22 protein-coding genes and 6 tRNA genes are annotated in these 26,025 nt (G+C 74.2%); 10 read left to right on the top strand and 18 right to left on the bottom strand.

All coding sequences use genetic code 11. The annotated features are described in order from the left end of the window. Positions 1-2 precede the first annotated feature (2 nt). A complete protein-coding gene (locus tag AC230_RS23770) occupies positions 3-824 on the bottom strand; it encodes an aminotransferase class IV (RefSeq protein ID WP_049718362.1) in 822 nt (273 codons plus the stop codon). Then, positions 821-1,870: a chorismate-binding protein gene (locus tag AC230_RS23765; RefSeq protein ID WP_049718361.1), complete on the bottom strand. Its 1,050-nt coding sequence runs from the start codon at positions 1,868-1,870 to the stop codon at positions 821-823. Before AC230_RS23765 ends, AC230_RS23770 begins: the two co-directional genes overlap by 4 nt. Positions 1,871-2,053: 183 nt before the next feature. On the opposite strand from AC230_RS23765, the gene AC230_RS23760 reads away from it, so the two are divergent. From AC230_RS23760 to AC230_RS23735, 6 genes are all read left to right on the top strand, one after another. Further along, a tRNA-Gly gene (locus AC230_RS23760) sits at positions 2,054-2,126 on the top strand. Positions 2,127-2,159: 33 nt separating this feature from the next. Beyond that, a tRNA-Cys gene (locus AC230_RS23755) sits at positions 2,160-2,233 on the top strand. 1 nt (position 2,234) lies between these two features. Continuing rightward, positions 2,235-2,306, top strand: a tRNA-Val gene (locus tag AC230_RS23750). A 25-nt stretch (positions 2,307-2,331) separates the two neighbouring features. Then, positions 2,332-2,403, top strand: a tRNA-Val gene (locus AC230_RS23745). Between the two features lie 20 nt (positions 2,404-2,423). Next, a tRNA-Val gene (locus tag AC230_RS23740) sits at positions 2,424-2,495 on the top strand. Positions 2,496-2,520: 25 nt separating this feature from the next. Further along, positions 2,521-2,592 (top strand) — tRNA-Val (locus AC230_RS23735). Positions 2,593-2,777: 185 nt separating this feature from the next. Here AC230_RS23735 and AC230_RS23730 read toward each other — a convergent pair. Further along, positions 2,778-2,981: a hypothetical protein gene (locus tag AC230_RS23730; RefSeq protein WP_049718360.1), complete on the bottom strand. Its 204-nt coding sequence runs from the start codon at positions 2,979-2,981 to the stop codon at positions 2,778-2,780. Between the two features lie 587 nt (positions 2,982-3,568). Between AC230_RS23730 and AC230_RS23725 the strand changes: the two genes are divergently transcribed. After that, positions 3,569-4,822 (top strand): serine/threonine-protein kinase, encoded by a 1,254-nt coding sequence (locus AC230_RS23725; protein WP_049718862.1) that lies wholly within the window; start codon positions 3,569-3,571, stop codon positions 4,820-4,822. Here the strand turns inward: AC230_RS23725 and AC230_RS23720 are convergent. From AC230_RS23720 to AC230_RS23685, 8 genes are all read right to left on the bottom strand, one after another. Further along, positions 4,789-5,607, bottom strand: a complete 819-nt coding sequence (locus tag AC230_RS23720) for a TrmH family RNA methyltransferase (RefSeq protein ID WP_049718861.1) — start codon at positions 5,605-5,607, stop codon at positions 4,789-4,791. The two genes, AC230_RS23725 and AC230_RS23720, sit on opposite strands and share 34 nt — an antisense overlap. A gap of 46 nt (positions 5,608-5,653) precedes the next feature. Further along, positions 5,654-6,880 (bottom strand): uroporphyrinogen-III C-methyltransferase, encoded by a 1,227-nt coding sequence (gene cobA, locus AC230_RS23715; RefSeq protein ID WP_049718359.1) that lies wholly within the window; start codon positions 6,878-6,880, stop codon positions 5,654-5,656. Positions 6,881-7,643: 763 nt separating this feature from the next. Beyond that, a complete protein-coding gene (gene cobT / locus AC230_RS23710; protein ID WP_049718358.1) occupies positions 7,644-11,498 on the bottom strand; it encodes a nicotinate-nucleotide--dimethylbenzimidazole phosphoribosyltransferase in 3,855 nt (1,284 codons plus the stop codon). Between the two features lie 247 nt (positions 11,499-11,745). Beyond that, complete coding sequence (gene cbiE, locus AC230_RS23705) at positions 11,746-12,978, bottom strand: precorrin-6y C5,15-methyltransferase (decarboxylating) subunit CbiE (RefSeq protein WP_049718357.1); 1,233 nt, start codon at positions 12,976-12,978, stop codon at positions 11,746-11,748. 164 nt (positions 12,979-13,142) lie between these two features. Further along, entirely contained in the window at positions 13,143-13,784 is a 642-nt protein-coding gene (locus AC230_RS23700; RefSeq protein WP_049718356.1) for a GNAT family N-acetyltransferase, read from the bottom strand. A gap of 154 nt (positions 13,785-13,938) precedes the next feature. After that, positions 13,939-14,808 carry a MetQ/NlpA family ABC transporter substrate-binding protein gene (locus AC230_RS23695; protein ID WP_049718355.1) on the bottom strand — a complete coding sequence of 290 codons (870 nt, stop codon included), beginning with the start codon at positions 14,806-14,808 and terminating at the stop codon, positions 13,939-13,941. A gap of 94 nt (positions 14,809-14,902) precedes the next feature. Then, a complete protein-coding gene (locus AC230_RS23690; RefSeq protein WP_049718354.1) occupies positions 14,903-15,670 on the bottom strand; it encodes a methionine ABC transporter permease in 768 nt (255 codons plus the stop codon). Beyond that, positions 15,667-16,722, bottom strand: coding sequence for a methionine ABC transporter ATP-binding protein (locus AC230_RS23685; RefSeq protein ID WP_049718353.1), 1,056 nt, complete (start codon positions 16,720-16,722; stop codon positions 15,667-15,669). The genes AC230_RS23690 and AC230_RS23685 overlap by 4 nt, the downstream gene beginning before the upstream one ends. 472 nt (positions 16,723-17,194) lie before the next feature. Between AC230_RS23685 and AC230_RS23680 the strand changes: the two genes are divergently transcribed. Both AC230_RS23680 and AC230_RS23675 read left to right on the top strand, forming a co-directional pair. Then, entirely contained in the window at positions 17,195-17,554 is a 360-nt protein-coding gene (locus tag AC230_RS23680; protein WP_049718860.1) for a hypothetical protein, read from the top strand. A 2-nt stretch (positions 17,555-17,556) separates the two neighbouring features. Beyond that, the gene (locus tag AC230_RS23675; RefSeq protein WP_241833355.1) at positions 17,557-17,961 is read left to right on the top strand and encodes a hypothetical protein; all 405 of its coding nucleotides are present in this window, start codon (positions 17,557-17,559) and stop codon (positions 17,959-17,961) included. A 123-nt stretch (positions 17,962-18,084) separates the two neighbouring features. Here AC230_RS23675 and AC230_RS23670 read toward each other — a convergent pair whose 3' ends face one another. From AC230_RS23670 to AC230_RS23660, 3 genes are all read right to left on the bottom strand, one after another. After that, entirely contained in the window at positions 18,085-18,576 is a 492-nt protein-coding gene (locus AC230_RS23670; protein ID WP_049718352.1) for a GNAT family N-acetyltransferase, read from the bottom strand. 76 nt (positions 18,577-18,652) lie between these two features. After that, positions 18,653-19,183 (bottom strand): RNA polymerase sigma factor, encoded by a 531-nt coding sequence (locus AC230_RS23665; RefSeq protein ID WP_049718351.1) that lies wholly within the window; start codon positions 19,181-19,183, stop codon positions 18,653-18,655. Positions 19,184-19,272: 89 nt separating this feature from the next. Continuing rightward, positions 19,273-20,457, bottom strand: coding sequence for a glycerophosphodiester phosphodiesterase (locus AC230_RS23660; protein WP_049718350.1), 1,185 nt, complete (start codon positions 20,455-20,457; stop codon positions 19,273-19,275). 241 nt (positions 20,458-20,698) lie between these two features. On the opposite strand from AC230_RS23660, the gene AC230_RS23655 reads away from it, so the two are divergent. Continuing rightward, complete coding sequence (locus AC230_RS23655; protein ID WP_049718858.1) at positions 20,699-21,376, top strand: lysophospholipid acyltransferase family protein; 678 nt, start codon at positions 20,699-20,701, stop codon at positions 21,374-21,376. Positions 21,377-21,392: 16 nt separating this feature from the next. Here the strand turns inward: AC230_RS23655 and AC230_RS23650 are convergent, their stop codons facing one another. The 4 genes from AC230_RS23650 to argH form a co-directional block, all read right to left on the bottom strand. Next, on the bottom strand, positions 21,393-22,223 hold the full coding sequence (locus AC230_RS23650) for an alpha/beta fold hydrolase (protein ID WP_049718349.1): 831 nt from the start codon (positions 22,221-22,223) through the stop codon (positions 21,393-21,395). A 177-nt stretch (positions 22,224-22,400) separates the two neighbouring features. Then, positions 22,401-23,975 carry an MFS transporter gene (locus tag AC230_RS23645; RefSeq protein ID WP_049718348.1) on the bottom strand — a complete coding sequence of 525 codons (1,575 nt, stop codon included), beginning with the start codon at positions 23,973-23,975 and terminating at the stop codon, positions 22,401-22,403. Beyond that, positions 23,972-24,520 carry a TetR/AcrR family transcriptional regulator gene (locus AC230_RS23640; protein ID WP_049718347.1) on the bottom strand — a complete coding sequence of 183 codons (549 nt, stop codon included), beginning with the start codon at positions 24,518-24,520 and terminating at the stop codon, positions 23,972-23,974. The genes AC230_RS23645 and AC230_RS23640 overlap by 4 nt, the downstream gene beginning before the upstream one ends. Positions 24,521-24,583: 63 nt before the next feature. Next, positions 24,584-26,017 (bottom strand): argininosuccinate lyase, encoded by a 1,434-nt coding sequence (argH, locus tag AC230_RS23635; protein ID WP_049718346.1) that lies wholly within the window; start codon positions 26,015-26,017, stop codon positions 24,584-24,586. Positions 26,018-26,025 lie beyond the last annotated feature (8 nt).

Below are 26,025 nucleotides of genomic sequence, written 5' to 3'. Positions count from 1 at the left end.
GTTCAGGGGTCGATGTCCGCCGCGGCGCGCTCGTCGAAGATCCGCATGGCCTTGGCGGTGACCGGGCCGGGCGCGCCGGGCAGGGCGCGGCCGTCGACGGTGTGCAGGGCCTGGACGTCGCGGAGGGTGGAGGTCAGGAAGACCTCCTCGGCCCGGTCGAGGACGTCCAGGGGCAGGTCGGTCTCCTCGGCGCCGGTCCATTCGAGGACGAGGGCGCGGGTGATGCCGGCGAGGCAGCCGGAGGCGAGGGGCGGGGTGTGGAGCCGGCCGTCCAGGACGACGAAGACGTTGGAGCCTGTGCCCTCGCAGAGGGCGCCGGTGGTGTTGGCGAACAGGGCCTCGGTGGCGCCCTGCCGGCGGGCGCGGGCCAGGGCGACGACGTTCTCGGCGTACGAGGTGGTCTTGAGGCCGGCGAGAGCGCCGCGTTCGTTGCGGGTCCAGGGGACGGTGACGGCGGCGGTGGCGTCGGGCCGGCGTGCGGCCTCGGCGAGGGCGACGACGAGGGTGGGCCGGCCGTCGCCGCGCGCGGAGCCGAGCGGGGAGACGCCGGCGGTCCAGGTGATCCGCAGGAGGGCGAGGGGCGCGGGGGCGTCGGCGAGGACGGCGGCGCAGGCCCGGCGGATCTCGTCGTGGTCGGGTTCGGGCAGGCCCAGGCCGCGGGCGGAGGCGGTGAGCCGGTCGAGGTGGCGGGTGAGGGCGAAGGGGCGGCCGTGCTCGGCCTTGAGGGTCTCGAAGACGCCGTCGCCGACCGTGAGTCCGTGGTCGAGCGCGGAGACGCGGGCGTCCGGGTCCGCGTGCAGGGAACCGTCGATCCAGATCGTCACTGTTGCCTCCCGGTGAGCGGGCGGGTGCCCGACGCTATCGCGAGCAGGCGGGCGGCCTTGAGTTCGGTCTCGGCCCACTCGTCGTCGGCGTCGGAGCCCCAGGTGATGCCGGCGCCGGTGCCGAACTTCAGGGCGGGGCCGCCGGGGGCGGCCCGGTCGATCCAGAAGGTGCGGATGCCGACGGCGAGTTCGCCGGTGCCGCGGTCGGCGTCGACCCAGCCGATGCCGCCGCAGTACGGGCCGCGGGGCGCCCGTTCCAGCTCGTCGATGATGCGCAGGGCGCTGCCCTTGGGAGCGCCGGTGACGGAGCCGGGCGGGAAGGTGGCGGCGAACAGCTCGGGCCAGCCGGCGCCGGGGGCGAGGTCGCCGCGGACGGTGGAGACGAGGTGGACGAGGCCGGGGTGCTCCTCGGTGACGCAGAGGCCGGGGACGGTCACGGAGCCGGTGGTGCAGACGCGGCCGAGGTCGTTGCGGACCAGGTCCACGATCATCACGTTCTCGGCGTGGTCCTTCGCGGTGAGGTCGGCGGTGGTGCGGCCGGTGCCCTTGATGGGGCCGGACTCCACGGTGCGGCCGCGGCGGCGCAGGAAGAGCTCGGGGGAGGCGGTGGCGACCTCGACGCCGTGGGCGGGCAGGCGGACGGTGCCGGCGTAGGGGGCGGGGTTGCCCTCGGCGAGGCGGGCGGTGAGGGCGTCGACGTCCGCCGCGTCCGGGTCGGGGAGCCGGGCGCTCAGGACGCGGCAGAGGTTGACCTGGTAGACGGTGCCGGCGGCGATGTGTTCGCGGACGCGTGCGACGCCCGCGAGGTAGCCGGCGCGGTCGAGGGAGGTGGTCCAGTCCTCGGGGGCGGGTCCGTGCCACCGGGCGGGGGCCGGGGCGGGGGCGGGCCGGACGTCGCCGAAGCGGGCGCAGCGGACGCCTCCCTCGAAGTCCGCGACGACCGCCCACCACCCCGTGGAGTCCAGTGCCGCGGGGTCGCTGGTCACGTCGCGCAGATCGGTGGCGAGGAGGCCGCCGAAGCGGGCCATCGGGGGGAGGTGATGCACGTCAACGAGTCTATGGCGAGGTCGGCGAGGGGGCTCCGGGGCCGGAGGGCGGGGAGGATCAGCGCAGCACGCTGCGGAAACGGAATTTGAGCTGGCGCCGGAATCCGCTAGAGTTCAACACGTCGCCGGGACGCGGAAGCGAAACGGCGGGGCAACTTCCGGATCACGGTCCGGAGGGGGCATGCGGACGTGGCTCAGTTGGTAGAGCATCACCTTGCCAAGGTGAGGGTCGCGAGTTCGAATCTCGTCGTCCGCTCGAGTGGGGGATCTTCCCGACCCCCGCACTCCTGGTGGAGTGGCCGAGAGGCGAGGCAACGGCCTGCAAAGCCGTCTACACGGGTTCAAATCCCGTCTCCACCTCCAAGGACGATTAGCTCAGCGGGAGAGCGCTTCCCTGACACGGAAGAGGTCACTGGTTCAATCCCAGTATCGTCCACTCGAGATCTTCACAGGTCTCGCCCGCGCGATTAGCTCAGCGGGAGAGCGCTTCCCTGACACGGAAGAGGTCACTGGTTCAATCCCAGTATCGCGCACGGGGTGTTCGCACCTTCCCGGACGATTAGCTCAGCGGGAGAGCGCTTCCCTGACACGGAAGAGGTCACTGGTTCAATCCCAGTATCGTCCACTCGAGATCTTCACAGGTCTCGCCCGCGCGATTAGCTCAGCGGGAGAGCGCTTCCCTGACACGGAAGAGGTCACTGGTTCAATCCCAGTATCGCGCACACGTTCGGCCGAGGGGTCGGGGCTTCGGCTCCGGCCCCTTCGCCGTTCACCAGGGCATGCAGTACGGCGGGCCGGGCACCTCCCCAGGTGCCCGGCCCGCGCTGCCGTCCGCCGCACCCCCGTCCCCACGGGGCTGTTGACCGGCTGGTCCCCGGCCCGGGCCGCTCTCCCGGTTCCGGGGGCGCTAGCGCCCCAGCATTCCGGCCACGGACGACGCTTGTGCGACGACGGTGTCCCAACCGCCGAAGGCCACGGCCAGCACGGCCGCGACGGGCAGCACCATGGCCAGGGCGACCAGGGGGTGGCGGGTGCCGGAGGGGCGGTCGCCGAAGACGCCGGTGGTGCGGTGGCCCCGCTCCCGGACCGTCCGTCGTCCCGTCCGCCCCATCGTCCTTCTCCCGCCCGTCCCCGGCCGCCCGGCCGGTGCCGCGATGCCGGTGGCGGCGGGCGTGCGACCTCGGGGGACGAGTGATGCGCCCGCCGCTCGTCCTCAACGGTAGGCGGCGGGGCCGCCCCCGGGCGTCATGCCCGCGGACCCCTTGGGCCGCCTTCCCCAGGAGGAGGCGGGAGGGGGCGGGTACTCCCCTGGGTGGAGAAGCGCCCGCCGGATCCCGGGGACTTCCCCGAGGGGATCCCGGGGGTGACTTCGATCACTCCGGGCGCGGGACCGCGCACCCTCCCCGCACTCCCCCGGCGGGACCCGCCGGACGCCGCGTCAGGTGCCGGGGGCCGGCGCCCCGGGTGCTTGATCGTTCCGGTGCGGGGGCCCGCCATGCCCCCAATCCCCCTGTGGCGGGCGCCCGTTGGGGGCGGGCGCGGGACGAGGCGCGGGACCGGCGCCCGTGCGCGACGGGACGCCCCGGGCCGCTCCCCGCGCCCGCGGCCGTCTCGCCGACGCATGCGCGGCCTCGCAGCGCGGCCGCCCGTCTATCCGTAAGCTGTGGCTCGTCAGCAGGACCGGCAGCGGGGATGAAGATGACGATGATGCGGCTCCGGCGCGAGGACCCGCGTGTCGTCGGCTCGTTCCGGCTCCACCGCCGGCTGGGCGCGGGTGGCATGGGCGTGGTGTACCTCGGGTCGGACAAGCGCGGCCAGCGGGTGGCGCTGAAGGTGATCCGGCCGGACCTCGCCGAGGACGAGGAGTTCCGCTCGCGCTTCGCCCGCGAGGTGTCGGCGGCCCGGCGCATCCGCGGCGGCTGTACGGCCCGGCTGGTGGCCGCGGACCTGGAGGCCGAGCGGCCGTGGTTCGCGACGCAGTACGTCCCCGGGCCGTCCCTGCACGACAAGGTGACCGAGGAGGGCCCCCTGTCGGCCGCTCAGACCGCCTCCATCGGGGCGGCGTTGGCCGAGGGGCTGCTGGCGGTGCACGACGCGGGGGTGGTCCACCGCGACCTGAAGCCCTCGAACATCCTGCTCTCCCCCAAGGGCCCGCGGATCATCGACTTCGGCATCGCCTGGGCGACCGGGGCGAGCACCCTCACGCACGTCGGCACGGCCGTCGGCTCGCCGGGGTTCCTCGCGCCGGAGCAGGTGCGGGGCGCGGCCGTGACGCCCGCGACGGACGTCTTCTCGCTGGGCGCGACCCTCTCGTACGCCTGTACCGCGGACTCCCCCTTCGGGCAGGGCAGTTCGGAGATCATGCTCTACCGGGTGGTGCACGAGGAGCCGCAGCTGACGGGCGTTCCGGACGCGCTCGCCCCGCTGATCCTGGCCTGTCTGGCCAAGGACCCGGAGGAGCGGCCCAGCACGCTCCAGCTCTCGCTGCGGCTCAAGGAGATCGCGGCGCGCGAGGCGCACGGGACGGACGGTGCCGTCCGCCGGGTGCCGCCGCGCCGCGAGCCGGAGCGGCCCCCCTCCCGCCGTCCCGCGGAGTACGCGCAGCAGTCCACCGAGCCGCGTCCCGCCGCCGGGACGGCGCCGACGGCCCGTCAGCCCGCGCCGCCGCGCCCGGCGGGGCCCAAGCGGCCCGTCGCGCGGAAGCGTTCCGCGCGGGGCCCGGCACGGCCGGGGACCCGGCCCGGGCAGGGCACCGGCGTGCGGCGCCCCGACCCCCGGCTGCTGCGCCAGCGGCTCATCGTCTTCGTCGTGGTGACGCTGCTGGTGGCACTGGGCATCGCGGCGGCGCAGGGCTGCGACGGACCCAAGAAGTCCGAGGGGACGCCGCGGGCCTGTGCCGCGGCCGCCGCGGCGGCGCCTCAGCCCTGCGGACGTCCCGACGCCACCGCGTAGAACGCGACGGCGGCCGCCGCGCCGACGTTGAGCGAGTCCACGCCGTGGGCCATGGGGATGCGCACCCATTCGTCCGCCGCCCGCAGGGCCTTGGCGGACAGCCCGGTGCCCTCCGCGCCGAGCATCAGCGCGACGCGTTCCATGCGGTGCGGAGCGGCCTCGTCCAGGGGGACGGCCTTCTCGTCCGGGGTCAGGGCCAGCACCCGGAAGCCCGCGGCCCGGAGCGTCTCCAGGTCCTGCGGCCAGCTCTCCAGGCGGGCGTAGGGGACGGAGAAGACGGCGCCCATGGACACCTTCACCGAGCGGCGGTACAGCGGGTCGGCGCAGTCCGGGGAGAGCAGGACGGCGTCCATGCCCAGAGCGGCGGCGCTGCGGAAGATGGCGCCGATGTTGGTGTGGTCGTTCACCGATTCCATGATCGCTACGCGGCGCGCGGTGCGCAGCAGGCCGGCGGCGTCGGGCAGCGGGGAGCGGTGCAGGGAGGCGAGGGCGCCGCGGTGCACGTGATAGCCCGTCACCCGCTCGGCGAGCTCGGGGCTGACGACGTAGACGGGCGCCTCGGAGGTGTCGATGACGTCGCGCATGACATCGGCCCACTTGGGGGTGAGCAGCATCGAGCGCATCGTGTAACCGGCCTGCAGAGCGCGGCGGATCACCTTCTCGCCCTCGGCGATGAACAGCCCCTCGGCGGGCTCGCGGCGGCGGCGCAGCTCGACGTCGGTCAGGCCGGTGTAGTCGGTCAGCCGCGGGTCGTCGGGGTCGTCGATGGTGATCGTCTCAGCCAGGGGGGCCATGGGGTGAACTGCCTTGCTCGTGGGGTGGGGTGTGGGGTCAGCGGCCGACGGTCACGACGTCGCCGACGACGATGACGGCGGGCGGGCGTATGCCCTCCTCCCGTATCCGCTCCCCCACCGTCGCGAGGGTGGCGTCCGTGCGGCGCTGGGTCGCGGTCGTGCCTTCCTGGATCACGGCGACGGGGGTGCCGGCGTCGCGACCGTGGCGGATCAGGGCCTCGGCGATCGCGCCGATCTTCTCCACGGCCATGAGCAGCACGAGGGTGCCGCGGAGCCGGGCGACGGCCTCCCAGTCGACCAGGGAGCGGGGGTCGTCGGGGGCGACGTGGCCGCTGAGGACGGTGAACTCGTGGGCGACGCCGCGGTGGGTGACGGGGATTCCGGCGACGGCCGGGACGCTGATGGAGCTGGAGACGCCGGGGACGACGGTGACGGGGATGCCGTGCTCGGCGAGCGCCTCGGCCTCCTCCTTGCCGCGGCCGAAGACGAACGGGTCGCCGCCCTTGAGGCGGACCACGGCCTTGCCGGCCTTGGCGTGCTCGATCAGCGCCGCGTTGATCGCCTCCTGGGCCATGAAGCGGCCGTACGGGATCTTCGCCGCGTCGATGACCTCGACGTGCGGCGGGAGTTCGTCGAGCAGGTCGCGCGGGCCGAGCCGGTCGGCGACGACGACGTCGGCCTCGGCGAGGAGCCTGCGGCCGCGCACGGTGATCAGGTCGGGGTCGCCGGGGCCGCCGCCGACGAGGGCGACGCTGCCGGGGCGCACGGCGGGGTCGCGGTGGTGCGGGGCGGCGATCGTGCCGTCGCGCAGGCCCTCGACGACCGCGTCGCGCACGGCGGCGGAGCGGCGCGGGTCCTGGCCGGTGAGCACGGCGACCGTCACGCCCTCGCTGCGGCCGGTGGCCGGGGTCCACGCGGTCGCGGCCTCGGCGTCGTCGCTGCGGACCGCCCAGACACGGCGGGACTCCGCCTCGGCGGAGGCGATGCGGTTCGCCTCCGGGTCGTCGGTCGAGATCAGGGCGTACCAGGCGCCCTCCAGGTCGCCCTGGCGGTAGGGGCGGCGCTCCCAGCGCAGTTCGCCGGCCTCGGCCATCGCCTCGACGGAGGGCGTGGCGGAGGGCGAGACGAGGACGACGTCGGCACCGGCGGCGAGCAGCGCCGGGAGGCGGCGCTGGGCGACCTGGCCGCCGCCGAGGACGACGACGCGGCGGCCGGCGAGCCGCAGTCCGACGGGGTAGGCGGCGAGGGCTTGGGGCTCGGCCATGGATGCGGCTTCTCCTTGCTGGTCAGGGGGTTGGTCATACCCTACGTGCCCGGTGGGGGGTAGGGGGATTGTGCCCCCGCCCCGCCCTTTCACCGTTTCCGCAGGGGCTCGCGCCCCTTCGCAACCCGGCGCGGCCGGGGGGCGGGGGCGCGCCTTGGGGGCGGGGCGCCTCCTTGGGGGCGGGGCGCCTCCTTGGGGGCGGGGCGCCTCCTTGGGGGGGTGCTTGGGCCGTGCTTAGGGGCGCGGGGGGTGAGCGTGGGGCGCGGGTGTCGTGGGGGATTGCGCTGCGGGCGGGGGCGCGGGCGCTGCCGGGCGGTGGGCGCCGCGGGCGCTGCCGGGCGGTGGGCGCCGCGGGCGCTGCCGGGCGGTTGGGCCGCACGGCGTGCGAAGGGTGCGCGGTGTGAGGCGCCCTCCGGGCGCTGTCCTCAAACGCCGGACGGGCTGGATTGCACGCCAGGGTGGGCAGTTCAAGCGCGGGAGGGCGAAGGCTTGCCGAAGTGCGGGCAGCCACTGCCCGGAAGGCAGGTGTGCGCCCCGTAGCGGGGGGCAGCGGGCGCCCCACACCGAGTGCAGGGGCGCAGCCCCGCCGGGCCCGCGCGGCGCAGCCCGCCCAGCCCCGCGCCGGAGCGTGGGCGCGGGGTGCCGGGGCTTGCCCCGGGGAAACGGTGAAAGGGCGGGGCGGGGGCGAGAAGTCGGGGGCGCACGGAGGCGGCCGGGCGCCGGGGGGGGCGATCCCCAGCCGGCGCCCGGGGCCGGGGGAACGCTAGCCCTTCTCTGCGACGCCCGCGGTGTCGAACGTGGCGACCTCGTGCATGGCCCGGGCCGCGCTCTGGACGACCGGCAGGGCGAGCAGCGCGCCGGTGCCCTCGCCGAGGCGCAGGTCGAGGTCCACGAGCGGGCGGAGGCCCAGCTTGGTCAGGGCGGCGACATGGCCGGGCTCGGCACTGCGGTGGCCGGCGATGCACGCCGCCAGGGCCTCCGGGGCGATGGCGCGGGCCACCAGAGCCGCGGCCCCGGCGCTCACGCCGTCCAGGATCACCGGCGTGCGCAACGACGCGCCGCCCAGGATCAGCCCGACGAGCGCGGCGTGTTCGAGCCCGCCGACGGCGGCGAGGACGCCGATCGGGTCCTCGGGGTCCGGGCGGTGCAGCTCCAGCGCCCGCCGCACCACGTCGACCTTCCGCGCGTGCATCTCGTCGTTGATGCCCGTGCCCCGCCCGGTGACCTCGGCCGGGTCCGCGCCCGTGTAGACGGAGACGAGAGCGGCCGACACCGTGGTGTTGGCGATGCCCATCTCACCCGTCAGCAGCGCCCTGTTGCCGGCGGTCACGAGGTCGCGGACCGTCTCGATGCCCACCTCGACGGCGCGCAGCGCCTCCTCGCGGGTCATCGCGGGGCCGGTCGTGAAGTCGCCCGTGCCCGGGCGGACCTTGCGCGGCAGCAGACCGGGACGCGTCGGCAGGTCGCCGGCCACGCCCACGTCCACGACGCAGACCTCCGCGCCGACCTGGTTGGCGAACGCGTTGCACACCGCCCCGCCGCCCAGGAAGTTGGCGACCATCTGCGACGTGACCTCCTGGGGCCACGCGGTGACGCCCTGGGCGTGCACCCCGTGGTCACCCGCGAAGATCGCGACGGCGGCCGGCTCGGGGATCGGCGGCGGGCACTTGCGCGACAGGCCGCACAGCTGGGCGGAGATGATCTCCAGCATGCCCAGCGCGCCCGACGGCTTGGTCATCCGCTTCTGCCGCTCCCACGCCTCGCCGAGCGCCTTGGCGTCCAGCGGGCGGATGCCGCGCAGCGTCTCGGCGAGGAGGTCGTGCGGGTCCTCGCCCGGCAGCGCGCGACGCCCGTACGTCTCCTCGTGGACCACCCACGACAGCGGACGGCGCTTGGACCAGCCGGCCTGCATCAGCTCCGGCTCGTCCGGGAACTCGTCCACGTACCCGATGCACAGGTAGGCGACGACGTCCAGGTGCTCGGGCAGGCCGAGTTCACGCACCATCTCGCGCTCGTCGAAGAAGCTGACCCAGCCGACGCCGAGGCCCTCGGCGCGGGCGGCGAGCCACAGGTTCTCGACGGCGAGGGCCGACGAGTACGGCGCCATCTGCGGCTGGGTGTGCCGGCCGAGCGTGTGCCGGCCGCCGCGCGTGGGGTCGGCGGTGACGACGATGTTGACGGGCGTGTCGAGGATGGCCTCGATCTTCATTTCCTTGAACTGCTTGGCCCGGCCCTTCGGCAGCGAGTCCGCGTACGCGATGCGCTGACGCTCGGCCAGTTCGTGCATCGTCCGCCGCGTCTCGGCGGAGCGGATGACGACGAAGTCCCAGGGCTGGGAGTGCCCGACGCTCGGCGCCGTGTGCGCGGCCTCCAGGACGCGCAGCAGGACGTCGTGCGGGATGGGGTCCGGGCGGAAGCCGTTGCGGATGTCGCGGCGTTCGCGCATGACCCGGTGCACGGCCTCCCGCTCGGCGGCCGCGTAACCGTCGGCGGGCGGGCCCAGGGGGGCGACGGGCTCGGCCGGGGCCTCCGGCTCGGCGGCCGGGGGCTCGTCCTCGACGAGGGTGAGGTGCGGGGCCGCCTCCGCGGCGGGCGCGGCGGCGGTCTCCGGGGCCACGGGGGCCTCGGGCGCCTCAGGAACCACGGGGGTTTCCGGGGCGGGCTGCGCGGCCGTCGGCTGCTCCGGCGCGGCGGGCGCCGGAGCCTGCGGCTGTGCCTCCGTCACGGGCGCCGCCTCGACCACCGGGGCCTGCTGGGGCGCCGGTTCGACGACGGGGGCCCCGGGCGCGACCGCCGGCGGCTCGGGAGCCCGGTCCTGCGGCTGCGGGGCCGGTGTCGGCGCCGGCGCCTGGACGGACTGCTCCTGCTGCCCGGCGGCGGGCGCCGCGTCGGCGGCGACGGGGGTCTCCACGGCAGGGGTGGCCTCGGTCTCGGTCTCGACGCCGGCGGCCGCCTGGGCCTCCGGCGCGGGGGCCGGTGCCTCGGCCACCGGGGCGGACGGTGCGGCGTCCGCGGCTGCCACCGCGTCAGCCGGCGCCGCGGCCGGGGCGGGTTGGGCGGGTGCGGTGGGGGCGGCGGCGGGTGCCGACTGGGCCACGGCGGGCGCGGCGGCCTCGGCGGGCGGAACCACAGCCTCCGTCTGAGTGGCGGCCTCCGGGGCGGCGGCGGCCTGCGCGGGAGCGACCGCCTCGGGGGCAGCGGCCTCAGGGGCAACGGCCTCAAGGGTCACGGCAGCAGGGGCCACCGCGTCCTGAGCCACGGGCGCGTCCACGGGCGCCGCCGACGGCTGCGCGTCCACCGCCGTGGGCGCAGCCTCGGGCTGTGCCACCGGCGCCGGGGCGACCGGCTCGGCCACGGCGGCCTCGGCCACGACCGGAGCCGGGGGCTCCGCCACGACCGGGACGGCTGCCTCGGCAACCTCGGCGGCCTCAACGGCCACAGCAGCGGCGGGGTCGGCGGGGGCAGGGACGGCCGCGACCGGCGCGGCCTGCGCGGCCGCCGTCGGTGCCGCGGGTACCGCACTCCCGGTCCCGGCCTCTCCCCCGGCCTCCGCCGCGGGCTCAACTACCGCCTCAGCGGCCGGAACCCCGGCCCCGGGAGCATCCGGGGCGGCAGGCTCAGCAGGCTCAGCAGGCCCCGCCGCGACGGGAGCCGCCGGAGCGGCCTGCTCCGGAGCCGGGGCGACGGCCGCCTCGGCCACAGCGGCAGCCGCCTCCGCCGGAACCGGTGCCACCGGCTCCACCGCGGCGGGCGCCGGCGTCTCCTCGGGCGCGGGCGTACGCGCCGGCGGCACCGTCTCCGGCTGCGGCGCGGCGGGGGCCTCCGGGGCGGCGACGTCCAGGGGGGCGAGCTGGGCCGGCACGGCGGGCGCCGGTTCGGCGGCGGGCGGCGTGTCCGACGGGCCGCCGGCCGGGGCCTCCGCCGTACCGGCTGACGCGCCGTCGGCCGGGGCCGTCGCGGCCGGCGGCGTGCCGGTGCTCTGCGGCGGGACGAACGCCACGACGGGCTCGGCGGCCGGCGCCTCCGCGGGCGCGGCGGGGGTCTCCGGCTGGGCGTCCCATATGCCCGGCCGGTCCGTCGGCGTCTCGGGGCGCGGCGCCTCCTCGGCGCGCGGCGCGTCGAGGTACTCGGGGCCGGGGACGGCCGTCGGCGGCTGCGGGACCTGGGAGCCCACGGGCTGCTGCGGCGCGGCCGGGCCGCGGTCGGCGAGCGAGCGCACGAGGCCGCTGGAGGACGGGTCGGGCGGACCCATGTGGAGGGGCCGGCGGGGCGCGACGGGCGCGGCCGGCGGCGGGGTGCGGACCTCCTCGAAGACGGCCGCGCCGGTGTCCCGGCCGCCCGTCTCGTGGGTGCCGCTCTGCGCGGCGGGCTGCTCCATCCAGGCGCCCTGGGCGCCCGGCATCAGCAGCAGGTCGTCCTCGTCGGTGCCGTCCCCGTCGGCGAGGAAGGCGTAGGTGGAGGGCCCCGTCATCGGTGCCGCCGGCGGCGGCGGGACGGTCGGGACCGTCGGAACTCCGGTGTCGGCAGGAGCCGCGGCGTCCGCGGTGAGCGGGTGCCCGGGTTGTGCGCCTGCGTTCTCCGGCTGTCCCTCACCCGGGAACCGGCCGGTGTCGGTCATGCGTACCCCTCGCCCATCGGTAGTGCTCCTTCCAACCGCTCACGCCCATAGAAAAGAACGAGCGTCCATGTCTCGCGGCACGTTGGCGTACCGTCCCGGTGCCACCCTGCCGTGCGCGCCGCCAAAAAGGTGGCGCGTCCGGGACATTGGTGCCTGTGGTGTCCGACACCGGGCCGCCGCACAACGATCCGCCAGCCTACCGTCCGCCCGGCCGGCCGGGATCACGGGTGCGGGTCGGAGGCGCGGGTCAGGGCTGCGGCCGGCGGCCGCTCAGCAGGAAGGCGACGGACCGTTCGCGCTCCGCCCAGGCCGCGGTGTCGAGTTCGACGGCCTGGATCAGGGCGCATTCGACGGCGTATCCGCGCTCGGCGAGGACGCGGCCGACGGCCTCGGCCTCGTCCCGGGTGGCGGCGTGCGCGACGATCGCCTCGGGCCGGCGGTCGGCGCAGGCGGCGACGACGGGGGCACCGCCGCCGCCGACGCGGACGACGTCGGGCTGCGGGAGGTCCTCCAGGACGATGGGGGCGGTGCCGTGGACGACCTGGAGCTGGACGCCGTAGTGGCGGGCGACGGCGGTGGCGCGCGCACAGGCGTCCGCGTCGCGGTCGACGGCGATGACGGCCGCGCCGAAGCGGGCGGCCTCGACCGCGGCGGCTCCGCTGCCGGAACCGATGTCCCAGACGAGGTCGCCGACGCGGGGCCCGAGGCGGGCGAGTTGGGCGGCGCGCAGCTCGGTGCCCTCGCCCTCGCCGGGGGCGCTGCCGTAGGCGGCGGCGGGCAGGGCCCAGCCGCGCGGGCCGGGGAGGCGGCCGGGGTCGCGGCCGGCGATCCAGCCGCCGGTGCGCTGGCCGGGCACGGCGGCCGTGTCGTCCAGGCTGGTGCCGCCGATGACGATGACGACGTTGGGGTCGTTCCAGGTGTGGTCGGCGACCTTGTCGGAGGTCAGCACGGTGACGCGTTCGCGGGCGGTGCCGAGCTGCTCGCAGATGACGAAGGTGCGGTGCACGGGGCCGAGCAGCAGGGCCAGTTCGGCGGGGCCGGCGCCGGGCGAGGTGAGGACGCAGACCTTGGGGTGGGCGCGGCAGACGTTGACGGCGCGGCGCAGGTCGCGGCTGTGGGCGACGACGACCTGGGCGTCGTCCCAGGGCATGCCGGCGCGGGCGAAGGCGGTGGCGACGGAGGAGACGGCGGGCACCACCTCTACCTCCAGGCCGTGTTCGGGGGCGCGCAGGGTGCGGACGACGCCGAAGAAGCCGGGGTCGCCGTCGGCGAGGACGACGGCGGTGCCGCGGTGCCGCGCGATGCGGCGGGCGGCGAGGTCGACGCTGCCGAGCCGGATGCGTTCGGCGGCGGGCGGGATCTCGGGCAGTGCCAGGTGGTGCGCGGCTCCGGCGACGAGGGTGGCGGCGCCCACGGCGGAGCGGGCCGCGTCCGTCAGCGGTGAGCCGTCCCATCCGATCACCGTGACCCGGTCGGCCATCGTCGTCTGTCTCCTGGGTGTCTCTCAGGGGCTTGTCTGCCGGCTGCCCCGGGGCGGGCGTGCCCCGGCTCCGTGGTGCCCTCCGGTCGGCGGGCATGGTGAGCGTACCCCGGCAGGTCCGGACCACCGTCCGGCCGCGGGGCGCACGGGCGCGCGGAGGGTGGTCAGCGCCAGCCGGGGAACGCGGCGGCGTAGCCGCTGCCGTCGGTCCGCGGGGCGCGCACCTCGTCGAGGTCCTCGGGGAGGAGGCTCCAGACGATGAGGTCGCTGCGGATGTCCGTCCAGCCGCCGTCCTCCGTACGGCTGCGGGCTATCCAGGCGTTGCGCAGGACCCCCTCGCTGATGCAGCCGATCTTCTGGGCGACCTGCTGGGAGGCGGTGTTGTCGGCGGCGGTGCGCAGTTCGAGGCGTTCGAACTTCTGGTCGCGGAACAGCCAGCGGGCGACGGCCAGGACGGATTCGCAGGCGTAGCCCTCGCCGCGGGCCCAGGGGGCGGTGAGGTAGGCGACCTCGGTGGAGAGGGTGCGCCAGTCGGTGTTGTGGAGGCGGACGGTGCCGACGAGGCGGTGGGTGAGGAACTCGGTGACCGCAAAGACGATTCCGCGTCCCGAGAGGCGCTCCGCGGGGGCGGCGCGCAGGGCCCAGTCGCGGGCGTCGGCGGTGGTGAAGGGGTGGGGGGCGGACGTCCAGGCGGTGATGAGTTCGTCGTTCATCATCTCCGTGAGCGCGGGGACGTCCGTCGCGTCGAACGGGCGCAGCACCAGCCGGTCCGTACTGATGGAAATGTCCGGAAAGGTGGAAGTCATGCGCTGCTCCAACGCCGGGGGCGGGGTGGGCTCGGATCCGTCTCGGGCACCCAGCATGCCGTATGAACTGATGGATGTCTGAGCGCGGCGGCCCCGCACCGCGCGTGGCGAGTGCGGGGCCTGCGGCCGCCGAGACGGCTGAGGTTACAAGGTGTCAGCTCTTGACGGCACCGAACGCCGGGATGACGGCGCCGTTGCTGAACTTCTCCTCGATGAACTTCTTGACCTCGTCGGAGTTGAGGAGCTTGGCGAGCTTGACGATGCGCGGGTCCTGCTCGTTGCCCTTCTTCACGGCGAGGAAGTTGGCGTAGGGGTTGCCCTCGGCCTTCTCCAGGGCGAGGGAGTCCTTGGCGGGGTTGAGCTTGGCGCCGATGGCGTAGTTGCCGTTGATGATCGCGGCATCCACGTCACCGAGGCGCGGGGGGATCTGGGCCGGCTCCAGCTCCGTGAACTTCACGCCCTTGGCGTCCTTGACGTCCTTCAGCGTGGCGGACGAGCCGACGCCGTCCTTGAGCTCGATGATCTTGTTGTCGGCGAGCAGCTTGAGGGCACGGCCCTCGTTGGTGACGTCGTTGGGCACAGCGATCGTGGAGCCCTCGCCGAGGTCAGAGATCTTCGTGACCTTCTTCGAGTACAGGCCGAGCGGCTCGATCTCGACGTTGACGACCGGGACGATGTCGGTCTTGTTCTTCTTGTTGAACTCGTCGAGGTACGGCTTGTGCTGGAAGAAGTTGCCGTCGACCTCGCCGCTCTGGGTGGCGGTGTTGGGCACGTTGTAGTCGTCGAGCACCTTCACCTCCAGCTTCAGGCCGTTCTTCGCCGCGAGCTGGTCGCGGACGAAGTTGAGGATCTGGGCGTGCGGGGTGGGGCTGGCCGCGATGACGAGCTTGGCGGAGGGGTCGGCGTCCTTGCCCTTCGTGGTGGAGGACGCGGAGGAGTCGGAGGGGGCGCTGCAGGCGCTCAGGCCGAGGGTGAGCGCGGCGGCGGCCGCGAGGGCGGCGGAGAGCTTGACGGTGGTACGCACGAAGAGTGCCTTTCTTGTTCTCACGAGGTGTTGCCACCCGGCAAAGGGTCCGGGCTCGTGGTGTTTCCTCGGGACCTCATGGGCCCCGGCGGGTTCAGGGGGTTTCGACGGCCGCCTTCGGCTCGTCGGCGCTCCGCTGCGCGGGCACGGCGGCCGGCTTCGCGGGGCGCAGGCGCCGCAGTCCGACGGGCGCGGCCTGGCGGCCGGTGCGGCGGGCGAGGCGGCGTACGGTCAGGTCGCCGGCGATCTGGACGACGGAGACGATGACGACGAGCAGCACGATGGTGATGTTCATCAGCCCGTGCTCCTGGCGCTGGTAGCCGTAGTTGATGGCGACCTGGCCGAGTCCGCCGCCGCCGACGGCGCCGGCCATCGCGGAGTAGCCGATGAGGGCGATGACGGTGGTGGTGAGGCCGGCGACCAGGGAGGCCAGGGCCTGCGGGAGCAGCACCTTGAAGATCACGGTCCAGGTGCCGCCGCCCATCGCCTGCACGGCCTCGATCAGCCCGTGGTCGACCTCGCGCAGGGAGGTCTCCACCAGGCGGGCGAAGAACGGGATCGCGCCGACGGTCAGGGCGACCACGGCGGCGCTGGGGCCGATGGAGGTGCCGATGACCAGGCGGCTGAAGGGGATCAGCCAGACGATCAGGATGATGAAGGGTACGGACCGGGCGATGTTGACGACGGTGCCGACGACCTTGTTGACGACGATGTTGCGCAGCAGGCCGCCGCGGTCGGTGAGGTAGAGCAGGACGCCGAGCGGCAGGCCGCCGACGACGGTCCACACGGCCGACCACCACACCATGAAGAGGGTGTCGAGACAGCCGTCGCGCAGCAGGGGCTGCATCTCGTTCCAGCTCACTGGGCACCTTCCTTCAGGAGGGCGTCGGCGGTGGCCGCCTCGCCGGTGTGCACGGGCGCCACCTCGACCTGGAGGCCCTGCTCGCGCAGGAAGCCGATGGGGACGACGTTCTCCTCGAAGCGGCCGGGCAGCTCGATGCGCATCCGGCCGACCTGGCGGCCGGCGACGGTGTCCATGGCGGCGCCCAGGATCGAGATGTCGATGTTGTACGTGCGCGACAGCTGCGAGATGACCGGCTGGGTGGCCGCGTCGCCGTGGAAGGTGACGTCCACGACGGTGCGGTCGGGGCCGGAGGGCTCGCCGCCGACGGGGAAGAGTTCGGCGGCCAGCTCGGAGCCGGGCTGGGCGAGGAGCTCGGCGACGGTGCCGGACTCGACGACGCGGCCGCCCTTCATCAGGGCCGCGGAGTCGCAGATGGTCTTGACGACCTCCATCTGGTGCGTGATGAGGAGGACGGTCAGGCCGAGCTGCCGGTTGAGGTCGCGCAGCAGCTGGAGGATCGAGCGGGTGGTCTCCGGGTCGAGCGCGGAGGTCGACTCGTCGGAGAGCAGCACCTTGGGGTCGCCGGCCAGGGCGCGGGCGATGCCGACGCGCTGCTTCTGGCCGCCGGAGAGCTGGCCCGGGTAGGCGGTGGCCTTGTCGGCGAGGCCGACGAGGTCGAGGAGCTCCCGCGCCTTGCGGGAACGTTCCTTGCCGGAGACGCCGAGGATCTCCAGCGGCAGTTCGACGTTGTCCTGGACGGTCCGCGAGGACAGCAGGTTGAAGTGCTGGAAGATCATGCCGATGCGGCTGCGTGCCCGGCGGAGTTCGGCGCCGGCGCGCGGTCCGCGTCCGGCGAGCGCCGTGAGGTCCTGGCCGGCGATGGTGACCGTGCCGGAGGTGGGGCGCTCCAGGAGGTTCACGCAGCGGATGAGGGTCGATTTGCCGGCGCCGCTCTGTCCGACGACGCCGTACACCTCGCCTTCGCGTACGTGCAGATCGACGCCGTCGAGGGCGGTGACCTCGCGGCCGCGTGAGCGGTAGACCTTTGTCAGGCCCTTTGTGGTGATCACAGGGGATTCCGTCACTGTCGAGTGCGCGGCAGTGGGGTGCCGGCGCACGGGAATTCATTGCGGAAACGCGGCAGGGGGAGCCCCGGCGGGCGCCGGTCGCGGCGCGGCTCGGGGGTTCCGGTGTCGCGGAGGGGTGGAGAGCGCGCCGTCCTTCGTCGGACGCGGGCTCTTCGGGTCTCGCTTCGGGGCGCGAGGCTCAGAACGGGGGCCCTCAGCGGTCACACATTCGACACATGCAACGAGCACCGGGCGTGGTCATCGCCTCGGTCGCAAGGATGCGGATGCTCGTCGTGGTCATGCGGGCAAGTAAAACAGACGCGTGAGCGAATGAGTAAAGGTTGTCCGAATGTTGGACATCGGTGGCTGGAATGTGGACGCCGCGGGCCGGGCGCGGGGGTGTCGGAGGGGCGGTCTAGAGTCTTCGCATGCCTGTCTTGTCCGCGCGTGCCGCCCTCGGTGTCCGGGGGGCGTGGTGATCGACGTCCTGACGCTCGTGGTCGGTCTGGCCGCCCTCGCGCTCGCCGTCTGGTGCGGCCACGCCTTCTACCGCGACCAGTCCACCAAGGACTGGCACTTCATCGGCATGGCCGTCGTCACCGTACTCGCCCTCGTGCAGCTCGTCATCGGTGTCGTCCAGCTGAGCCGTGGCGAGCGGCCGGCCAAGGGCACGGCCATCTTCGTCGCCTACCTGCTGGGGGCGGCGGCCTGCATCCCCGGCGCCGGCTTCGTGTCGCTGACCGAGCGGACCCGCTGGGGTTCGGCCACGGTCGCGGCCGGGGCGGTCGTCCTCGGGGTGCTGCAGGTGCGGCTCTACGACATCTGGGGAGGGTGACCGTGACGGAGTCGGTGCGGAGTGGTCTGGGGCGGGGGCCGGGGCGGCTGCTGGTGTGGGTGTACGGGGTGTTCACGGTGGCCGCGGCGTCGCGGTCGATCGTGCAGATGGCCCTGCACTTCGGGCACGCGCCGCTGGCGTACGTGCTGTCGGCGGTCGCCGCCGTCGTCTACGCCTTCATCACGTACTCGCTGGTGCGGGGTGGGGAGACGGCTCGGCGGGCGGCGCTGGTGTGCTGCGTGCTGGAGTTGGCCGGGGTGGTGACCGTGGGTACGTGGACGCTTGTGGACCGGGCCGCGTTCCCCGACGCGACCGTGTGGTCGGACTACGGGATGGGGTATCTGTTCATTCCCGTGATCCTGCCGGTGACGGCGATGGTGTGGTTGCGGAGGGCGGGGGCGCGGTAGGGCGCGCCGGGGGTTGTGCCCCCCGGACCCTTCCCCAGAGGGGCACCCCCCTTTCACCGTTTCTCGCGCGGCTCCGCCGCGAGATGTCGTCCGGAGGGCGGTCCGGGGCACAACCCCCGGCCGTCAGGCCGTCGTCGCGCAGGCCGGGAGCGGGGCGGGCTTCTCCAGGGTGATCTGGGCGGCGGACGCGCCCGCGAGAGGGGCGTAGCCGCGGCCCGCGCACAGGCGCAGGGCGACCTCGCTGCGGCGTCCGACCGAGACGCGGAAGCGCCGCGCCGCGTGGTCGGCCGCGAGGCGCTCCTCGAGGGCGGCGAGCAGGCGCCCGCCCAGGCCGTGGCGCCGCATCCGCGGATGCACGATGAGCGCGGCGAGGACGGCGACGCCGGACGCGTCGACGGAGGCACGGACGGAGCCGACGACCTCGTCCCCGAGCCGGGCCACCAGCGCGCAGCCGTCGGCCAGTTCGGCCCGGAGCGCGGCCAGGGGCTGGGTCAGCGGCGCGATGGAGTAGTCGCCGTAGAGCTCCGCCTCCCCCTGGTAGCAGAGGTACTGGAGCTTGAGGATCTGTTCGGCGTCGTCCTCGCCCGCCGTCGCGATGGTCACGCTCATGCCCATGTGCGCATGCCTCCCCTGGTCGCCTTCCGTGGCGCCTGTTGCCAACCGACCCAACGGCCCAACCGGCCCGACGGGCCTACCGCTCCTTTCCCCCGGGGTCAGGAGCCGCAATCGCCGCCGTGAGCATTCTGCGCAGGCATCCCAGGCAACGGGAACGGATGGGCCCCAGAGATCCTTGTGAGATACCCAACTCCCCTGCGATTTCCCGGTACGTCGGGTCGCCGGACGACAGCAGGGCCCGCATCAGGCCGGGGCAGCGGCCGGGCAGCCGCCGCACCGCGGCGCGCAGTTCGCGGCCCGACTCGGCGGCCAGCACGGCCCGTTCGACCCCGGAGTCCAGCGGATCGGCCGGCTCGTCGGCGACCGGGTCGTAGGGCACCTCGCGCCGGGTGTGCCGGCGCGCGGCGCGGGCCTCGGCCCGCACCGCGGCGCGCAGCCGCCGCCCCCGGTCCCGCTCCACCGGGGCGGTGGCGCGGCCCTCGCTCAGCAGCCGGACCCAGACGGCCTGTTCGAGGTCGGCCGGGTCCACGCCGGCGGCCGGCGCCTCCGCGGCGCACTCCGCGGCCAGCAGCGGGCGCAGCGAGGTGAGGAGGTCGTTCGGTGTCATGTCCGGCGGGACGAGGGCCTGTGATCCGCCGGTTGCCGACGCGGAGGGGCATCACCCTTCCGTGTCGGCACCCGGCGCGGGCTGACTCGTCAGCCCTTGCGTCCCGCGCGGAACGCGTCCCTGGCCAGCACCGCGGTGTCGCAGTTGTCCGAGAAGATGCCGTCGATCCCGGTGGCGAAGTAGGTCGTGAAGGCGGCGAACGCGTCGCCGTACGCGGCCGGGTCGGTGCCGCGCCGGAAGTCGGCGGGCAGGAAGTTGTTCTCGTTGCGCATGGTGTAGGGGTGCAGGATCAGCCCGGCGGCGTGGGCGTCGCGCACCAGCGAGGTGGGCTTGGTGAGCCGGCCGTCCTTGTCCCGGGGGATGATCGTGTCGAGCCAGGGGCCGATGCCGTCGGCGAAGCCGGCGATCCAGGCGAGGCCCTTGGGGGTGATGAGGTCGCGGACGGTGCGCGGGTCCTTGGCCTCGACGAAGTCCCAGGGGCGGACGGGCAGATCGTCCAGGAGCAGGATCTTGGGCCCGGCGACGCCGAGGCGGCCCAGCCGCTGGAGGCTGCTCGGCTCGAAGGACTGGAGGAAGGTGTGTCCGTCGCGGCCGGCCCGCCCGTAGCGGCGCAGCAGCTTGGCGAGCCGCTCCTCCAGGCCGAGGCCCAGCTTGCGGAAGTAGGTGGGGTGCTTGGTCTCGACGTGCAGCCAGATCCGCCGTCCGCGCTTGCGGCCCTGCTCGTCCGCCCACTTGAGGACCTCCTCGAAGGTGGGCACGGACCAGCGGCCGTCGTACAGGGTGTTGTGCTGGCGGACCTGCGGCAGGCGCTCCTTGGCGCGCAGGGTCTTCAGCTCGGCGAGGGTGAAGTCCTCGGTGAACCAGCCGGTGTGGGCCTCGCCGTCCACCGTCTTGGTGGTCCTGCGGGAGGCGAACTCGGGGCGGGAGGCGACGTCGGTGGTGCCGGTGATGTCGTTCTCGTGGCGGCAGACGAGGTGGCCGTCCTTGGTGGGGACGACGTCCTGCTCGATGACGTCCGCGCCGTTGTCGAGGGCGAACTGGTAGGAGCCGAGGGTGTGTTCGGGGCGGTAGCCGCTGGCGCCGCGGTGTCCGACGACGGTGGGCACCGGCAGGTCGCGGAAGTGACCGCCGTGTCCGCGTCCGCGCGCGGCGGCGGGGGCCGCGGGGGCCGCCGCCGCGGTGCCGGCGCCGCCGCCGAGGGCGACGGCTCCCGCGCCGAGGGCCGCCGCGGCCCCCAGGACCTTCCGCCTGCCCGGCCGCTGCTCCTGCTGCATGTGATGTGCTCCTCAATATCCGGAACCGGTCCGTCCGGCTCCTGTTCGGACGCGCAGATCGTAGGGGCGTCCGTCTTTCGTACAGAAGACCTGCGCCGAAACGGAGTGAAAACTCACGTCAACACTGCGTATCGACTCGGTTAACCCGATGTGCGAGGCTCTCGTACCCGCGAGTATCGTCCTGACCGCCACCGGCCCGAGCGGCCGCCGGCCCGACCCTGACACCGACCCGGAGGATCCGTTGTCCCGCATCCTGCTCAAGGCGTTCCTCGGACTGCTCATGCGTGTCCTGTACCGCCCCACGGTCGAGGGCATGGAGCGCATCCCCGGCAGCGGGCCCGTCATCCTCGCCGGGAACCACGTCACGTTCATCGACTCGCTCTTCCTCGCGCTCGTGGTCAAGCGCCAGGTGTTCTTCATCGGCAAGGACGAGTACGTGACGGGCAGGGGTCTCAAGGGCCGCCTCATGGCGTGGTTCTTCGGCGCGTCGGGGATGATCCCGGTGGACCGGGACGGCGGTCACGGCGGTGTCGCGGCCCTGATGACGGGCCGCCGGGTGCTGGACGAGGGCAACATCTTCGCGATCTACCCGGAGGGCACCCGCTCCCCCGACGGCCGCCTCTACCGCGGCCGCACCGGCGTCGCCCGGCTCGCCCTGATGACCGGCGCGCCGGTCGTCCCGTTCGGCATGGTCGGCACCGACAAGGTGCAGCCGAGCGGCAAGGGCCTGCCCCGCGTCGCGCCGGTGACGGTGCGCTTCGGCGAGCGGCTGGACTTCTCCCGCTACGAGGGGATGGACCGCGACCGCTACGTCCTGCGCGCCGTCACCGACGAGGTGATGAGCCACGTGATGCGGCTGTCGGGCCAGGAGTACGTGGACGTGTACGCCACCAAGGCGCGCGCCTCGAAGGCCGCCTGACCCGGCGTTCCGCCCGTCACGCCCCGCCGAGGCACCGCGGCTGGAAGCCCGGGTCGGCGGGGCCCTTGCGCGCCAGGGCGTTCAGCACCCACTGGTGGACGACCGGGTCCTTGGTGGCCTGGTCGTGCATGAACGGGTCGAGCGGGCACTTGTCCTGGAGCACGACGTTGGTCAGGCGCTCCTTCGGGCCGGACAGCAGGGCGCTGGTGTAGGGGATGACGACCTCGTCGTGCCGGGTCGTGACGACGGTGTAGTCGGGGCCGGCCGGGGTCTCCTCGCCCTCGTTGAGCTTCTTCAGCAGGTCGGAACCGGCCCGCTGGTCCAGGCAGGACGGGCAGAAGGTGTAACCGGCCGGGATCGCGAGGGGGTTCTTGGTGCCGTGGTTGGAGGGGACGATGCCGATGAGGTCGTCCACCTTGTCGGCGCCGCCGAGGAACTTGACGTAGTAGCGGGGCATCATGCCGCCCTGGCTGTGGCCGACGATGTCGACCTTGGCCGCGCCGGTCGCGCCGCGCACCGCCTCGACGAAGTCGCGCAGTTCGGCCGCCGACTGCGGGACGGGGTCCGTCTCCATGTGCCCGTAGTTGAAGGCGAAGACGCAGTACCCCTTCTCCTTCAGCTTCGGGGAGAGCTTGGCCCAGTTCTCGGCCATCAGCTTGAAGGTGCCGTTGACCAGGACGACCGGCTCGGGGTGGGCCGAATCCGGCTTGCAGGACCAGTCGTTGGCGCCCTTCGGCGGGATGTCGAGGATCGAGGCGGACGCCGGTGCCGCCGACATGCCGGTGAAGGTGAGGGCGGCGGTGGCCGCGGCGGCGAGCAGCAGCCTGACTCTGGCGCGCAGACGCATGGGGGGTTCCTTCCGCACGAGGAATTCGAACCGTGTTCGGCATTACCGACCGGCAGTCGCGATATTTGCGTCCGCATAAGGATGCCGTCAAGGGCACGGCCTTCCGGGAAACATCACAGGGGCCGGGGCTTGCCGCCCCGGCCCCTGAGGGGTTAGCTCATGTGAGCCCCGCGCCGCTCACTGCTCGCCGGCGTCGGGTGCGCGGTCGGCCGCGCCCTCCTCCAGCCGCTGTCCGCGCAGCAGGAACCACGCCGCCACCGCCGTGCTCAGCAGCACCGCCGCGCCCACCCCGGCGGCGATCCGCAGCCCGTCCACGAAGGCGTGCTGCGCCGAGGAGAGCAGGGTCGCGCCCGTGTCGGCCGGCAGCGTCACGGCCGCCTTGACCGCGCCGCCCAGCGACTCGTGGGCCGCGGACGCCTGCTCCGGCGGGACGCCCGCCGGCACCGCGAAGCCGCGGTAGACGCCGGTGACGATCGAGCCGAGGAGCGCGATGCCGAGCGCGGCCCCCAGTTCGTACGCCGTCTCGGAGACCGCCGAGGCGGCGCCCGCCTGCTCCTTGGGCACACTGGAGAGGATGACGTCGGCCGTGACGGTGAAGGAGAAGCCCGCGCCCACGCCGACGACCAGCAGCACCGCGCCCAGCAGCGGGTAGGCCGTGCCGGTGGAGAGCCAGCCGAGGACGGCCAGCGCGGTGCCGATCGCCCCGAGCCCGCCGGCCACCACGCCCCGCACCGACCAGCGGCGGGCGGCCTGTCCGGCGAGCAGTCCGGCCGTGACCGCGCCGATGGCGGCGGGCAGTTCGGCCAGCCCCGCCTCCAACGGGGTGCGGTCCTGCACCAGTTGGAGGAACTGGGAGAGGAAGAAGACCAGCCCCGACAGGCCCAGGACGGTCAGCAGATCGGCCAGCACCGCCCCCGAGAAGCCCCGGTTGCGGAACAGCCGCATGTTCAGCAGCGGCGCGGGCAGCCGCAGCTGGCGCCGGACGAACCAGAAGAGGGCCACCACACCGATGGCCGCCGCGATGCCCACGTCCGGGCCGGCGCCCGTCGTCGCGCCCTCCTTGATCGCGTAGACGACGGCCACGATGCCGGCCATCGACAGCGCGACGCTCAGCAGGTCCCAGGGGCCGGGCGCCGGGTCGCGCGACTCGGGCAGCAGCCTGGCGCCCACCAGCACCAGGACGGCCATCACCGGCAGGTTGATCAGGAAGACCGAGCCCCACCAGAAGTTCTCCAGCAGGAACCCGCCCACCACCGGGCCCACCGCCGCGCCCGCCGACGCCATGGCACCCCAGATGCCGATGGCGAGGCTGCGCTCGCGCGGGTCGTGGAAGAGGTTGCGGATCAGCGCCAGCGTCGAGGGCATCAGCGTCGCGCCCGCCACGCCCAGCAGTGCCCGGGCCGCGATCATCATCTCCGGGCTGGTGGCGTAGGCGTTGAGCACCGACACCGCGCCGAACGCCACCGCGCCGCTCAGCAGCAGCTTCTTGCGCCCGATGCGGTCGCCCAGGCTGCCCATCGAGACCAGCAGGCCGGCGATGACGAAGGAGTAGACGTCACCGATCCACAGCAGCTGGGTGCCCGACGGGCGCAGGTCCTCGCTGAGGAACGGCGTCGCCAGGCCGAGGACGGTGGCGTCCACCGCCACCAGCAGCACGGCCAGCACCAGGACGGCCAGCGCCAGCCAGCGCCCCCGTCCCGGCGTGCCCGGGCCCTTGGCCCCCTGCCGCGGTGCGATCGTCTCGCTGCTCACCGCTCCATCCTCCGTTGCGCGCCGCCGAGCAGCAGCTCGGACACCATCCGGGTGTGGTCCTTGGCGGCCACCCGGCCGTCCTGCACGGCCCAGGCGCCGGCGCCGATCAGCCCGTAGAGGGCCTCGGTGAGCCAGGCGGGCGTCAGGTCGAGCCGGAAGACGCCCTCCTCCTGGCCGCGCCGGAAGAGCGCCTGGACGCGGACGTCCAGGCGGTTCCAGCCCTCGTTGACGCCGGCCTCGTAGAGCTGGTTCTCGGTGAAGAGGAAGGCGAGGAAGCCGGCGACGGGCTCGGAGCACGCGATCAGCCGGCGCACGGCCTCGGCCGCGTCGCCCTCCTCGGTGCGCGCCTCGTCCAGGGCCCGCCCGAACTCGGCGATGCCGTGGTCCTCCAGGGCGCGCACCAGGGCGTCCCGGCCGGCGAAGTGCCGGTGGAGGGTGGCACGGCTGACGCCGGCCGCCCTCGCGATCTCGTCCATGGAAGCCGTCGCCTTGCGGGTGAGCAGGGCCGCGGCCGCCCTCAGTACATGTTCACGGTCGAGGCTCATGAGACGACGATAACCCGGATGAGACGATGATGTCTCATCCGGGGCATCCATGTCACGTACGCGTCAGCCCCGTCGCGCCCCGGCCCACTCCCGCTGGACGGCCAGGTCCGCCTTGACCTCCGTGAGCTGCGCCGCGACCGCCGAGGGGGCGGTGCCGCCGCGGCCGCAGCGGGAGGCGAGCGCGCCGGGCACGTCCAGGACGCCGCGCACCTCGGGGGCCAGGTGCGGGGAGATCGCGGCGAACTGCGCGTCGGTGAGCTCGTCGAGCTCGATGCCGTGCCGCTCGCACTCCTTGACGCACTCCCCCGCCACCTCGTGGGCGACGCGGAACGGCACGCCGCGCCGCACCAGCCACTCGGCCACGTCCGTGGCCAGCGAGAACCCGGCCGGGGCCAGCTCCTCCATGCGCTCGCGGTGGACGGTGAGGGTCGCCATCATCCCGGTGAAGGCCGGGAGCAGGACCTCCAGCTGGTCGCAGGAGTCGAAGACGGGCTCCTTGTCCTCCTGGAGGTCGCGGTTGTAGGCGAGCGGCAGGGCCTTGAGGGTGGCCAGCAGCCCGGTGAGGTTGCCGATCAGCCGGCCGGACTTGCCGCGCGCCAGCTCGGCGATGTCGGGGTTCTTCTTCTGCGGCATGATCGACGAGCCGGTGGAGAAGGCGTCGTGGAGGGTCACGAAGGAGAACTCCTTCGTGTTCCAGATGATCACTTCCTCGGCGATCCTCGACAGGTCGACGCCGATCATCGCGGTGATGAAGGCGAACTCGGCCACGAAGTCCCGCGCGGCCGTGCCGTCGATGGAGTTGGCCGCCGAGCCGCGCTCGAAGCCGAGGTCGGCGGCGACCGCCTCGGGGTCGAGGCCGAGGCTGCTGCCGGCCAGGGCGCCCGAGCCGTACGGGGAGACGGCCGTCCGCTCGTCCCACTGCCGCAGCCGCTCCGCGTCCCGCGACAGCGCCTGGACGTGCGCGAGGACGTGGTGCGCGAAGAGCACCGGCTGGGCGTGCTGGAGGTGGGTGCGGCCGGGCATCGCCACGTCGGCGTGCGCCTCGGCGAGGCCGACCAGCGCCTCCTGGAGGTCGGTGAGCAGCCCGCCGATGATCCGCGCGTGGTCGCGCAGGTACATCCGGAAGAGCGTGGCCACCTGGTCGTTGCGGGAGCGGCCGGCGCGCAGCTTGCCGCCGAGCTCGGGGCCGAGGCGCTCCAGCAGGCCGCGTTCCAGGGCGGTGTGGACGTCCTCGTCGGCGACGGTGCCGGTGAAGGTGCCGTCCGCGACGTCCTTCTCCAGCCGGTCGAGGCCGTCGAGCATGCGCTCCAGCTCGTCGGCGGTCAGCAGGTCCGCCGTGTGGAGCACGCGGGCGTGGGCGCGGGAGCCGGCGATGTCGTAGGGGGCCAGGCGCCAGTCGAAGTGGACGGACGCGGACAGCCTGGCCAGCGCCTCGGCCGGGCCGTCGGCGAAGCGGCCGCCCCAGAGCCGGACGTCGTCGGTGGTGCCGTTGCTCACTTGCGTGC

Source organism: Streptomyces caatingaensis, from assembly GCF_001187435.1.
Taxonomy (GTDB): Bacteria; Actinomycetota; Actinomycetes; order Streptomycetales; family Streptomycetaceae; genus Streptomyces; species Streptomyces caatingaensis.
This window is presented reverse-complemented; position numbering and strand designations above follow the sequence as displayed.